Genomic DNA, 12,337 nt, shown 5'->3' with positions numbered 1-12,337 from the left:
AAACAGGGAAATGGAGAAAACCATGCGATTACTTGGAGTTGCATTGATTGGACTTGTGGCGCTTAACGGCTGCTCGCAGGACAAATCTGCGCAATCGACTGAAATAAAACAGGCCGCCCTGCCCGAAGGCGTGACCTTGCTGGAAACCCATCAGGGACAAGCCGGCAAACTGGCTATCCCGTATAAAAAGTATCAACTCAGCAACGGCCTGACCGTGGTACTGCATGAGGACAAATCTGACCCTCTGGTGCATGTGGACGTAACCTACCATGTGGGCTCTGCCCGTGAAGAAGTGGGTAAGTCTGGTTTTGCGCACTTTTTCGAGCACATGATGTTCCAGGGCTCGGAAAATGTCGGCGACGAGCAGCACTTTAAGATCGTGACCGAGTCTGGCGGTACCCTAAACGGCACCACCAACACCGACCGCACCAACTATTTCCAGACCGTGCCTAAAAACCAACTGGAAAAGATGTTGTGGCTTGAGTCAGATCGCATGGGCTATTTGCTCGATGCCGTGACGCAGGAAAAATTTGAAGTACAACGCGCCACCGTGAAAAACGAGCGTGGTCAACGTTACGATAACCGCCCTTACGGTTTACTGTGGGAAAAAGCCGGTGAAGCCATGTATCCGGCGGGTCACCCATACTCCTGGAGCACCATCGGTTATGTAGAAGATTTGGATCGCGTTGATGTTAACGATCTGAAAGCCTTCTTCCTTCGCTGGTATGGCCCGAACAATGCCACTCTGACTATCGGTGGTGACATTGACGAGCAACAAACGCTGGCGTGGGTAGTTAAATATTTTGGTGATATTCCAGCCGGCCCGGAAGTGGACGATGCACCAAAACAACCTGCCGTGCTGACAGAAAATCGTTATCTGACTCACCCGGACAAAGTGCATATGCCACTGTTGTGGTGGTCAATGCCGACTGTGTACGCCCGTCATGCCGACGAGCCGGCTCTGGATGTACTGGCCAATATCCTCGGTGGTGGCAAAACTTCACTGTTCTACAAAAACCTGGTGAAAACCGGTGATGCCGTGCAGGCCAGCGTGTTTCATACCTGTAAAGAATTAGCCTGTGAATTCGTCCTGTATTCACTGGCTAACCCAGCCAAGGTGCCATCACTGAAACAGCTGAATGACACCATGCAAGCCACTTTTGCCGAGTTCGAACAACGCGGCGTGACAGATGACGATCTGAACCGCACTAAGATGGAAATCGAAGCCGGTAAAGTGTTCGGGTTACAGACCGTACGTGGCAAAGTGTCGCAGTTAGCCTTAATGGAAACCCTGTATCACACACCTGATTTGGTGCAGGAAGACATTGATCGTTACGCAGCTGTCACCAAAGAAGACGTTATGCGCGTCTACAACACCTACATCAAAGACAAGCCAAAAGTCGTGCTGAGCATCGTACCGGAAGGCAAAGAAGAGATGCAGGCCCATGAGCCGAGCTTCAAGTTCGAACGTCAACTGACCGACATCACGCTGGTTAAGGCCGACGATTTAGAACTTCGCAAAGCCATTAGCAGTTTTGACCGTTCAGTTGTGCCACCGGCAGGTGCCAACCCAACCACTCAGGTGCCGGATTTCTGGACCAGTGAGCTGAAAAACGGCATCACAGTAGTCGGCGCGATTAACAGCGAAACCCCAACGGTTTACCTGCAAATGAGTCTGGAAGGCGGCGCGTTGCTTGATCCGAAAGACAAAGCAGGTCTGGCGGGCATGACCGCGGCGATGATGAACGAAGCGACGCAAAACTACAGCAATGAAGAACTGGCGAACCAGCTTGATTTGCTGGGTAGTTCCATCAGCTTCTCCAGCGGTGAGCGTTTTACCACAGTGAACGTCAGTGCTCTGACCCGCAATCTGGATAAAACCCTGACCCTGCTGAAAGAAAAACTGCTGCGTCCTAAATTCGACGAGGCGGATTTTGAGCGTCTGAAAGCTCAAACATTACAATCTATTCAGCAATCAATGAAAGAGCCTGGCGCTTTGGCTGAGCTGGCTGAATTGCAAGTACTGTATGGCAACGAGCACCGTATTGGTGTGCCAAATGGCGGCACCATGACCACCGTTAGCGCCATCACGCTGGACGACGTCAAGAACTTCTACGCGAAGTATTATTCACCGGCCAAAGCCAATATCGTGGTTGTTGGTGACCTGCCGCAAGATAAAGTCCTGCCAAAACTGGCCTTTGTCGGCAATTGGCAAGGTGCGGATTACGCTATGCCAACTTTCGCAGACTTCCCTGCTTATGAAGGCCCGGTGATTCACTTTGTCGACAAGCCAGGTGCAGCGCAATCTGTGGTGACCATGGTTAAACATGCAATGCCGTTTGATAAGCTGGGCGATTATTACCGCAGCGGGCTGATGAACTTCCCGTTGGGCGGTGCATTCAACAGCCGTATCAATCTGAATTTGCGTGAAGATAAAGGCTACACCTACGGTGCTCGCGCTGGCTTTAGCGCCGACAAAGAGCGCGGCACCTTCAGCATGAGCGCGTCGGTGAAAAAGGACAACACCGGTGACACCCTGCGCGAAATGGTCAAAGAACTGTCTGATTATCAATTACATGGTATGACTGACGATGAACTGGCGTTTATGCGTAAAGCGATTGGTCAGCGTGATGCGCTGAAATATGAATCGCTGGGTCAGAAAGCGGGCTTCCTGCGTACCTTGCTGACTTACGATATGCAACCGGCTGATATCGATGCCCGTAATGCCCTGGTGCAAACCATCAGCAAAGACGAGCTTAATGCTTTGGCCGCGAAATACGTGGATCCAAATTCCATGCAGATCGTGATTGTCGGTGATAAAGAGACGGTTCTGCCGCAACTGAGTGAGTTCCCTTACCCGATTGTGGAAGTGACGATCAATCCATAAGTCTCAGTAATCGAATGAAAAACGGTGGCAATAGCCACCGTTTTTGTTTTAATTATGCGTACAAAGGAGAGTTTGAATAAAAATGGAATTTGCAGATCATCCCATCGCATTACTCATCGTCATCATTTGCAATTGGCCAGTGTATAAAACACTCGCCAAGTTGTTTTTTGGCGAACAATACCAAGATTTTGCTGAATGTCTGAAATATGTCGCTCAAGCCAATTGGTACAGTGCATTGAGGGGAAAATATTGGGAAGATTTTTGGGCAACATTCAAATTCAATACCTTTATTATTTGCTGTATCGGATGGACATTGGCCATCACAGAAGTCGTGGCACGTGTTTTTCTGAATTAAATCGTTTTAATCAGCCTCTTTTATGGCATGACGCAAATATGCTCTTAAGCCCATTCCCATCCAGCGTTTAAACGCTTTAGCAAACGCGCTTTCATCCGCGTATCCCAGGCAAAATGCCAGCGCGGCCTGACTGATTGGGCCCTGCTTTAACAACTGTAATGCATGGTTTTTTTTCACCTGATCGGACAGGGTTTTAAACGAATGGCCACAGTCAGCCAGCCGCCGGTTAAGCTGCCGTTCGCTGATCCACATACGTTTGGCCAGCTGCTCACGGGTTAACACGGGATCCTGCTCCAGAAACTGCTCGGCTCGGGCCATAAAATCCTGTGGGTTGAGCGATTTTAACTGGCGCTGTGCCAGTGCCAGCATATTGGCGCGAAACGCCGGATTGGCCGGATTAACAATTTTTTGCCAGTCACTGCGTTTAAACAGCAACATATTGCGGGGCTGCTCGAAGCGAATATCACTAATGCCAAATGCTTGCCGATACACATCTGGCTGGGCTGGTGCAGCGCGCTGAAAATGCACCGACAAGGGCAACAATGACTGACCTGCTAACCAGCGTGTACCGTTTAATAAACACAATAAAATCGTGTCCAGGCGCATGTCTTTCGCCGCGCTAAAGGTAGGTTCGTAATACAAACCAATGCCCTGTCCTTCGCTGACTTTGTTGAATCGTCCGCCCTCACCTACCAAAGCCGAGAAGTTTACCAGCGCATCCACCGCAGCCGATAAATCCGGGCTGCTTAACACCAGATATCCCAGCGTATCGAAATGGCCCGGTTGCAGTTTTGCGCCAATTTCCAGCCCCATTACGCCCGCATGATCCTGCGCTTCAATCTCCAGCCACAGCGCATCCTGCAACGCCATCGGCAGGCGTTGCTCGTTACTGATCGAGCCGATGGCGCGCTTTAACAGCGGCGGAATTTTCAGGCCCAATAGCTCGGCCTGAGCCAGGATGGCCTTGGTAAAACTGGGGGTAACCGAATGAGTGGTATTAGTCAAAACCGCGCTCCTTTTGTCCCATTCTAACCCTAACGCGTCCCATTTTAACCATTTTTATTTCATTCGGTTGGATTAGCATGACTCATATCAGGAAATAAGCAGAGAACCCTATGTTACCGATTGCCGTTATTGGTGCAGGCCCGATGGGCTTATGTACGACCCGCCGCCTGCTTGAACAGGGCTTTGACGTGGTTGGCTTTGAAATTCACGATAATGTGGGTGGATTATGGGATATCAGCAGTGCCACCAGCACTATGTACGAGTCCGCCCATCTGATCAGCTCTAAACGCATGACGGAATTCCGTGATTTCCCAATGGATGAGAGTGTCGCCACCTACCCCCGTCACGATGCCATGGCGCAGTATTTTCGCGATTACGCTAAGCACTTTGATTTAACCCGTCACTACCGTTTCAGCACGCGGGTTGAAAAAATCGAAAAACAGCAGGATCACTGGCGCGTTGATTTCAGCCATGGGGGCCAGCAGGACAGCATTGCGGTACAGGCAGTCATGCTGGCCAATGGCACGCTGCACGAACCCAATCGCCCGACGTTTGCCGGCCAGTTTGACGGCGAACGATTGCACAGTGCCGATTACAAAGATGCCGCCATTTTTGCCGGCAAACGGGTACTGATTATTGGCTGTGGTAACAGTGGCTGTGATATTGCCGTTGACGCAGTGCACCGTGCGGCATCCGTGGATATGGTAGTGCGCCGTGGCTATTACTTTTTACCCAAGTTTGTCATGGGAAAGCCGACGGACACCTTAGGCGGTAAATTACGTTTGCCCAACCGGATTAAACAGTGGGTCGACGGCACCCTGGTCAGGCTGATTTCCGGTAAACCCAGTGATTTTGGCTTACCGGATCCCAACTACCGCATGTATGAGTCGCATCCTGTGGTCAATTCCATGTTTTTGCATCATATCGGCCATGGGGATGTCACGGTGCGGCCTGGCATTCAGTCGCTGCAACCTAAGGGGGTTAACTTTGAGGATGGCAGCACGGCAGAATACGATCTGATTCTGGAAGCCACTGGCTATAAGCTGCACTACCCCTTTATCGATGCCAAACACCTGAATTGGCAGGGTGATGCCCCGGCGCTGTATCTCAATACCTTTACCCCGGCACACGATAATCTGTTTGTGATGGGCATGGTAGAAGCCTCCGGGCTGGGTTGGCAGGGGCGTGACGATCAGGCTCAACTGGTAGCACGCTTTATGCAAACCCGCCGGGACAATCCCGATAAGGCACTGGCGTTTATGCATAAAGTGCGACGCAATTGCACCAGCCGCATCGACGGCGGCTTGCAGTATCTGAATGTTGCGCGAATGGCGTACTATGTGCACAAACAGGATTATTTACAGCAACTTAAGCTGGATATGGCCGAACTGGCCGAGGGGTAACGCGTGTCGACAGAGAGCTTGTGGCTATTAAATGGCATTCTTGCCCTGATGATGTTCGGCATTGCCCTGTCGTTACATCCGACTGATTTTAAACGGGTGGTCAAACACCCTCGCGCCCCGCTGGTGGGTATGCTGGCGCAGTTTTTGTTGCTGCCACTGGCCAGCTTCGGGCTGACCATGCTGTTGCCGCTATCGCCGGAGGTAATGTTGGGGATTTTACTGGTCGGCAGTTGCCCGGGCGGCAGTTTTTCTAACATTATGACGTTTCTGGCCAAAGGCAACGTGGCGTTGTCGGTGAGCATGACCGCGCTGGCCAGCGTGGCAGCTGCGTTAATGACGCCCTTTAATTTCGCCTTATATGCCAGCTTAAATCCGCACACTGCGGCCTTGTTACAACGTATTCATGTGCCGGTGGAAAATATTTTCCTGATCGTCACGCTGGTGCTGGCAATTCCGCTATTACTGGGGCTGTGGGTGGCACGGATTGCACCGGGATTTGCGCATCATACCCAGCGCCACTTCAGGCTCATTTCGTTGCTTACGCTGTTTGGTTTTGTCGGTATTGCGCTGGCGAAAAACTGGCAAACCTTTGTGGCGGGTGCCGGATTTTTCTTACTTGTGGTGGTACTGCATAACGCCATGGCACTGGGCATTGGCCGTTTATGCGCCAAAGTCGCCAGGGTCGGTGATAAAGATGCGCGCGCCATTACCCTGGAAGTGGGGATCCAGAATTCCGGCCTCGGTCTTGGCATCATCTTTACCTTTTTCAGCGATTTGCAGGGCATGGCCATCGTCGCTGCTGCGTGGGGGATCTGGCATCTGGTCAGTGGCCTGGCGTTAAGTCATTACTGGAGCCGCCGGGAGCCACAGGCATGAAACGTATTTTAATTACTGGCAGCGAGGGTTATATCGGCCGTGCGCTGGTTAATAAACTCAGTGAACATTATGTACTGGGTGTCGATATTCAGCCGGCCAGCAGCTTGCAAGCGCCCCACTACCAATATGTGCCGATGGACATCCGCGATAACGGCTTGTCAGCGCTTATCGCCGAACACAATATTGAGCAGGTAGTGCATCTGGCCAGCGTGATGAACCCGGGACAGGATCCCCAGCGCGATTACGATATCGATATTAATGGCACACAAAATGTGCTGGATGCGAGTGTGGCCAATGGCGTGACGCAATTGATTGTGACCAGTAGCGGCGCTGCCTATGGTTACCACGCCGACAATCCTGCGTGGTTAACCGAACAACACCCGCTACGCGGCAATTCGGCATTTTCCTACAGTCACCACAAACGCCTGATTGAGAGCATGTTGCGCGATGCGCGGACCAAACATCCGCAACTGCGCCAGTTGGTGTTGCGCCCGGGTACCGTGCTTGGGCAACACACCAACAACTTAATTACCCGTTTATTTCAGCGCCCGCGCATGCTGAAAATTGCCGGCAGTCCATCACCGTTCGTGTTTATCTGGGATGAGGACGTCATCGGGATTATTTGTCAGGGGATCGAGCAACAGCGAGATGGAATTTTTAATCTGGCCGGCGATGGTGCCCTGAGCATCGATGAGATCGCAGCCACCCTGCATAAACCCTTGTTAACCTTGCCGGCCGGCTTACTTAAAGCAATGCTGTGGATTGGCAGGCTGTTTAAGCTGACCCCTTATGGGCCGGAGCAGTTGGATTTTTTACGTTATCGTCCGGTACTGGACAATCAGGCGCTTAAACAGCAATTTGGTTACATCCCGCGAAAAACTTCGCAACAGGTGCTGGAATTTTATGCACGGCACAATGGATTGCTGCCATGAAGCCAAAAGCCATTATCACCGGTGCAGCATCCGGGCTGGGTAAAGACCTGGCCATCCTGCTGGCACATAATTATCAGCTGGTACTGGTTGATCGCGACCAAACCGGCCTGAATAATCTCCAACAGACGCTGCCGGGGCATGACACTTATGTGTTGGATCTGTGTGATCCCGTTGCACTGCAGACATTTTGCCGGCATATCCAGGCGCATCATGGGGATCTGGCCTTACTGATCAATAATGCCGGCATTACCCATCGCTCACTGGCCAGTGTCACCGAACCGGACGTGATTGAACGGGTCATGCAGGTGAATTTCTTCGCGCCGGTGCGTTTAGCCCATGCTCTGCTGCCGTTACTTACGCAAAATAACGGCGCGGTGGTGAATATCAGTTCCATGGCAGGTTGGATGCCGGTCACCGAGCGTGCCGGTTACTGTGCGTCAAAGGCTGCGCTGCATCAGTATTTTGAAACACTGCGCGCCGAGACGTCGCTGCACATAGTAAATGTCTACCCTAGCTTTCTGGCCACCGCCATCGAACAAAACGCACTGGGTGGCGATGGGCAAACCGCCCCGCAGGCACGCACTGTGGTGGGCAAGGTACAAAGCAGTCAGTGGATGGCAACGCGGATCATTCACGCAGTGCAAACCCGCAAGCCACGTGTTTATGGCGATCGCCTGACCTATTTTGCCAGTGTGCTCTATCGCCTGTGGCCAGGTGCCTATTTTTACCTGATGAAACGTAACCTGAAGGCCAAAACATGATGTGGTGGCTGATGATTTGCATCGTGTTTGCCTTCGGCGTCGAAGCCATGACCGGCTTTGGCAGCATCGTATTGGCTTTATCCCTTGGTGCACTGGTGTATTCCATTCCGGAATTGGTCACTTTGCTGGTACCGCTGAATCTGGTGATGACCCTGCCCCTGTGTATTCGACTGCGCCAACATATTCAGTGGCGGTTATTGCTCACCCGTTTATTACCCCTGATGGCGGTGGGTACCCTGCTCGGGCAAGCCTTATTGCCCTGGGTTAACCCGGATTGGTTGAAGTTGGTGTTTGCGATGTTAATTACCTGGTTTGCCCTGCGCGCTCTATTAAAATCCCAGGCGCTCGCCCTGCCCACTGGCATTGCCAATGGCCTGATTACCCTGGCGGGAGTGACCCACGGCTTATTTGCCTCCGGTGGCCCGTTGCTGGTGTATGCACTGGCGCGCAGCCAACTTCCCAAAGCGCAATTTCGCGCAACACTGTTGTTTGTGTGGCTATGTCTTAACAGCGTATTAAGCCTGTGGTTTTTATTTAGTGGCCGGTTTGAAGGACAATGGCCGGCATTGTTACAATTAGTCCCCGCTGTGCTGCTGGGTATGTGGTTAGGGAATCGCCTGCATCACAAAATTGATGCGCAACGTTTCCTGCCCAGCGTATTTGCGATCCTGCTGTTGGTGTCGGTCATTTTGCTGGTCACTTCATTACAACAGGTCGCTGGATAAGGATTTTTTGCTTAATCCAAACGCAAATTGCTCAGTGAACAAGCAATCGAATCCCGCACTGTTCAGATAGTAGGCAAACGAGCAAGAACAGCGAAAAAAGGGGTTGACGCTGTTAGGTGTCATACGCATAATACGCGCCACTTAACGACGCAGGCCATCTGGCACAGTGTTGAAGAGTTCCTTAGGTTGGCTACGTAGCTCAGTTGGTTAGAGCACATCACTCATAATGATGGGGTCGCAGGTTCGAATCCCGCCGTAGCCACCAAACTTGCGGAAGTGGTGAAATTGGTAGACACGCTGGATTTAGGTTCCAGTGCTTCACGGCGTGAGAGTTCAAGTCTCTCCTTCCGCACCATTACTGGGGTATCGCCAAGCGGTAAGGCAGCGGGTTTTGATCCCGCCATTCGTTGGTTCGAATCCAGCTACCCCAGCCACCTTCTGGTCAATGGCAATGTGTAACATCTGCGGTTGACAATTGTACCGTCTGTTGGGGTATCGCCAAGCGGTAAGGCAGCGGGTTTTGATCCCGCCATTCGTTGGTTCGAATCCAGCTACCCCAGCCACTTTACAGTGAGAAAAAGCCTGCTTTTTAGCAGGCTTTTTTGCGTCTGGTGGTCAGTAAAAATGCCCCTTCTGCCCCGCAGATTATTCGGAATTCATCCGTCTTTGCCGAAGGCGTCACGCAGCATTGCCCCATTTACTGGACAGATCCCCGCACTGTTTGACATTATCGGCGCAGAATAATAACGCCTCATTCAGGGAACACGACTTTGATCGACACGATTGTCTCCGCTATTAACAGCTTTTTCTGGAATTACTACGTACTGCTGGTCATGCTGGCCGCATGTGGTTTCTGGTTTACCTGGAAACTTAACTTCATCCAGTTTACCCATTTCCGCCATATGTTTGGTGTCATGCGTGGCGGTATGCAGGGCGACCAATCCGGGATCAGTTCCTTCGGTGCATTGTGTACCAGCCTGTCGGCGCGGGTAGGCACCGGCAATCTGGCCGGGGTTGCAGTGGCTATTTCACTGGGTGGCCCGGGTGCGGTGTTCTGGATGTGGGTCATCGCCATCGTGGGCATGGCCATCGGATTTGCCGAAAGTGCCCTGGGGCAGCTGTATAAAGTGCGCGACGATAACGGCGAGTTCCGTGGCGGCCCGGCCTATTACATTCAGCAAGGCTTAAATAAGCGCTGGCTGGCGATTGCGTTTTCGCTGGCACTGTTTTTGGGTTACGGCTTTATCTTCAGCTCCGTGCAGGCCAATTCTATTACCGATGCGCTCAACCATGCCTATGGGTTTGAGCCCCTGTATTCCGGTGCGGTAATTTGTATTGTTGCCGGTCTGATTGTTATCGGGGGTCTGCGCAGCATCGCGCGTTTCTCCGAATATATGGTGCCGTTTATGGGCATCAGCTATGTGCTCGTCGCCGTCGGCATTACCCTGTGGAATATTCAGGAAGTACCGGGTCTGCTTTACAACATCGTGTCCTCAGCGTTTGGTTTAAACGAAGTGGCCGGTGGTACTTTTGGCGCGGCGATTCAACATGGCATCAAACGTGGTCTGTATTCTAACGAAGCTGGTTCGGGCAGCGTGCCACATGCAGCCGCCAGTGCTTCGCCCATTCCTAACCACCCGGCTACACAGGGCTTTGTGCAAATGCTTGGGGTATTTATCGATACGCTGGTGCTGTGTACCTGTACCGCCGTGGTGATTTTACTCGCCGGTGGCACGCAAACAGAACAGATGGAAGGCATTCGCCTGACTCAGGATGCCATGACCTATCACTTAGGCGCTGGCGGGCAGGATTTCGTTGCCGCCGCTATTGCGCTGTTCTCGTTTACCTCGGTGGTGGCCAACTATGCCTACGGTGAGTCCAACCTGCATATGTTTAAGCTGGATAATAAAATCGGTCGTAGCGTTTATACCATAGGCTATTTGCTGATGATCCTGTGGGGGTCAGCAGCCGCGCTGCCAAGGGTGTGGGCGATGGCGGATATGGCGCTGGGGTTAATGACCTTTATTAACGTGATTGCCATCGTGTTGATGACGCCGACCATCGTTAACATTACCCGTGACTATATCGCCCAGCGCAACGCCGCCAAAGTGCCGGAGTATCGCACCGGCAATTGCGATATTCAGGGACAGACCGAAAAAGGTATCTGGGATTAATCAAAAAGGCGCACTGCGCCTTTTTTTGTGTCCGAATCAATCAGGGAGCACACCATGCAACATACACTGGCCTTTGATGTATATGGCACATTAATTAACACCCACGGGTTAACCCGGCAGATTGCCAGCCTGGTAGGTGACGAACAGGCTGCGGCGTTTTCACAAACCTGGCGGGATAAACAGTTGGAATATTCATTTCGCCGCGGCCTGATGCAACTGTATGCGCCGTTTTCTGTATGTACCGCCGAGGCTCTGGATTACACCTGCCAGCGCTTTGCCTGCCAACTTAGCACCGCGCAACGCGAAGCGCTGCTATATGGCTATCGTCAACTGCCGGCATTTGATGATGCACACACCGCGCTGAGCGCGCTTAAAGCCAAACAGGTGCGCTGCTTTGCGTTTTCCAATGGCAGCCGGGACGCGGTTGTGGAATTGCTCACCCATGCGCAACTGATTGATTTGTTTGATGATGTGGTCAGTGTAGAGCCACTATGCAGCTTTAAGCCCAATCCAGCGGTGTACAGCCACTTTTTGCGCGCCACTCACAGCCAGCATCATCGCACCAGCCTGATATCATCCAACCCGTTTGATGTAATCGGTGCCAAAGCGGCCGGCATGGGCGCGATTTGGATCAAACGAGACCCACAGGCAGTGTTTGATCCCTGGGGCATCCTGCCTGATCACGAACTCGGCTCATTACACGAGTTACCCGGACTGCTGGGATAACTACCAATTTTTTACCAGAGGATGCAACTATTACCACTGTGCTTGCGTCTTACCGCTAAACCACCAACAAGGATGATGATGCGCTCACTGATAATTTGTTTAGGTCTGTTGACCTCCCTGCCCGCGATGGCCGAACTGGATCCTCGCACCCGCTCAGAAGTGGAACAGTTGTTCACACAAATGCGCCAGTCTGCCTGCCAGTTTGAACGCAACGGCACGGTGTATGATGCCGATGAGGCAGTTACCCACCTGACCCGCAAACTTAGCTACTTTGACGACAAAGGCAAAATCGCCCGTAGCGAGGACTTTATCCGTCTGGCGGCTAGCGAAAGCAGCATGTCCGGTAAGCCTTATCATATTATCTGTCCAGAGCAGACCAAACAGGACAGTGCCGACTGGCTGAATGCCGCGCTTGTGCAGATTCGACAAAAAAACTAATCCGCGCTACTGGCGGCAACGCGCTGGCATGACATAATCATGCTACTCAGGCAAA

The 12,337-nt window shown here is 52.1% G+C and carries 11 protein-coding genes and 4 tRNA genes; 14 read left to right on the top strand and 1 reads right to left on the bottom strand.

Annotation, left to right across the window (positions count from 1 at the left end; all coding sequences use genetic code 11):
- Positions 1–22: 22 nt before the first annotated feature.
- Together TK45_RS01285 and TK45_RS01280 are read left to right on the top strand one after the other, a co-directional pair.
- Positions 23–2,887 (top strand): pitrilysin family protein, encoded by a 2,865-nt coding sequence (locus tag TK45_RS01285; RefSeq protein ID WP_254426505.1) that lies wholly within the window; start codon positions 23–25, stop codon positions 2,885–2,887.
- An 82-nt stretch (positions 2,888–2,969) separates the two neighbouring features.
- Positions 2,970–3,242 (top strand): hypothetical protein, encoded by a 273-nt coding sequence (locus tag TK45_RS01280; RefSeq protein WP_131256807.1) that lies wholly within the window; start codon positions 2,970–2,972, stop codon positions 3,240–3,242.
- Positions 3,243–3,248: 6 nt separating this feature from the next.
- On the opposite strand, the gene TK45_RS01275 is transcribed toward TK45_RS01280, so the two are convergent.
- Complete coding sequence (locus TK45_RS01275) at positions 3,249–4,247, bottom strand: AraC family transcriptional regulator (protein ID WP_131256806.1); 999 nt, start codon at positions 4,245–4,247, stop codon at positions 3,249–3,251.
- A 110-nt stretch (positions 4,248–4,357) separates the two neighbouring features.
- On the opposite strand from TK45_RS01275, the gene TK45_RS01270 reads away from it, so the two are divergent.
- The 12 genes from TK45_RS01270 to TK45_RS01215 all read left to right on the top strand — a co-directional run bounded on the left by TK45_RS01270 (position 4,358) and on the right by TK45_RS01215 (position 12,282).
- A complete protein-coding gene (locus TK45_RS01270; RefSeq protein WP_131256805.1) occupies positions 4,358–5,650 on the top strand; it encodes an NAD(P)/FAD-dependent oxidoreductase in 1,293 nt (430 codons plus the stop codon).
- Between the two features lie 3 nt (positions 5,651–5,653).
- Positions 5,654–6,526: a bile acid:sodium symporter family protein gene (locus TK45_RS01265; protein WP_254426504.1), complete on the top strand. Its 873-nt coding sequence runs from the start codon at positions 5,654–5,656 to the stop codon at positions 6,524–6,526.
- On the top strand, positions 6,523–7,458 hold the full coding sequence (locus tag TK45_RS01260; RefSeq protein WP_131256804.1) for an SDR family oxidoreductase: 936 nt from the start codon (positions 6,523–6,525) through the stop codon (positions 7,456–7,458). The genes TK45_RS01265 and TK45_RS01260 overlap by 4 nt, the downstream gene beginning before the upstream one ends.
- The gene (locus TK45_RS01255) at positions 7,455–8,219 is read left to right on the top strand and encodes an SDR family oxidoreductase (protein ID WP_131256803.1); all 765 of its coding nucleotides are present in this window, start codon (positions 7,455–7,457) and stop codon (positions 8,217–8,219) included. Before TK45_RS01260 ends, TK45_RS01255 begins: the two co-directional genes overlap by 4 nt.
- Complete coding sequence (locus tag TK45_RS01250; protein ID WP_131256802.1) at positions 8,216–8,944, top strand: sulfite exporter TauE/SafE family protein; 729 nt, start codon at positions 8,216–8,218, stop codon at positions 8,942–8,944. Before TK45_RS01255 ends, TK45_RS01250 begins: the two co-directional genes overlap by 4 nt.
- Before the next feature lie 188 nt (positions 8,945–9,132).
- A tRNA-Met gene (locus TK45_RS01245) sits at positions 9,133–9,209 on the top strand.
- A 5-nt stretch (positions 9,210–9,214) separates the two neighbouring features.
- Positions 9,215–9,299: transfer RNA gene (locus tag TK45_RS01240), tRNA-Leu, on the top strand.
- Between the two features lie 4 nt (positions 9,300–9,303).
- Positions 9,304–9,378, top strand: a tRNA-Gln gene (locus TK45_RS01235).
- A 54-nt stretch (positions 9,379–9,432) separates the two neighbouring features.
- Positions 9,433–9,507: transfer RNA gene (locus TK45_RS01230), tRNA-Gln, on the top strand.
- A 207-nt stretch (positions 9,508–9,714) separates the two neighbouring features.
- Positions 9,715–11,118: a sodium:alanine symporter family protein gene (locus tag TK45_RS01225; protein ID WP_131256801.1), complete on the top strand. Its 1,404-nt coding sequence runs from the start codon at positions 9,715–9,717 to the stop codon at positions 11,116–11,118.
- Positions 11,119–11,172: 54 nt separating this feature from the next.
- A complete protein-coding gene (locus TK45_RS01220; protein WP_131256800.1) occupies positions 11,173–11,844 on the top strand; it encodes a haloacid dehalogenase type II in 672 nt (223 codons plus the stop codon).
- 78 nt (positions 11,845–11,922) lie between these two features.
- Positions 11,923–12,282, top strand: coding sequence for a DUF5329 family protein (locus TK45_RS01215; protein WP_131256799.1), 360 nt, complete (start codon positions 11,923–11,925; stop codon positions 12,280–12,282).
- The last annotated feature ends 55 nt before the right edge of the window (positions 12,283–12,337 follow it).

The sequence above is a fragment of the Bowmanella sp. JS7-9 genome (assembly GCF_004329715.1).
In the GTDB taxonomy this organism is placed as follows: Bacteria; Pseudomonadota; Gammaproteobacteria; order Enterobacterales; family Alteromonadaceae; genus Pseudobowmanella; species Pseudobowmanella zhangzhouensis.
This window is presented reverse-complemented; position numbering and strand designations above follow the sequence as displayed.

Coding starts and splice junctions, on each gene's coding strand:
- TK45_RS01285 (WP_254426505.1), top strand. CDS start 23: ATGCGATTACTTGGAGTTGCATTGATTGGACTTGTGGCGCTTAACGGC.
- TK45_RS01280 (WP_131256807.1), top strand. CDS start 2,970: ATGGAATTTGCAGATCATCCCATCGCATTACTCATCGTCATCATTTGC.
- TK45_RS01270 (WP_131256805.1), top strand. CDS start 4,358: ATGTTACCGATTGCCGTTATTGGTGCAGGCCCGATGGGCTTATGTACG.
- TK45_RS01260 (WP_131256804.1), top strand. CDS start 6,523: ATGAAACGTATTTTAATTACTGGCAGCGAGGGTTATATCGGCCGTGCG.
- TK45_RS01255 (WP_131256803.1), top strand. CDS start 7,455: ATGAAGCCAAAAGCCATTATCACCGGTGCAGCATCCGGGCTGGGTAAA.
- TK45_RS01250 (WP_131256802.1), top strand. CDS start 8,216: ATGATGTGGTGGCTGATGATTTGCATCGTGTTTGCCTTCGGCGTCGAA.
- TK45_RS01220 (WP_131256800.1), top strand. CDS start 11,173: ATGCAACATACACTGGCCTTTGATGTATATGGCACATTAATTAACACC.
- TK45_RS01215 (WP_131256799.1), top strand. CDS start 11,923: ATGCGCTCACTGATAATTTGTTTAGGTCTGTTGACCTCCCTGCCCGCG.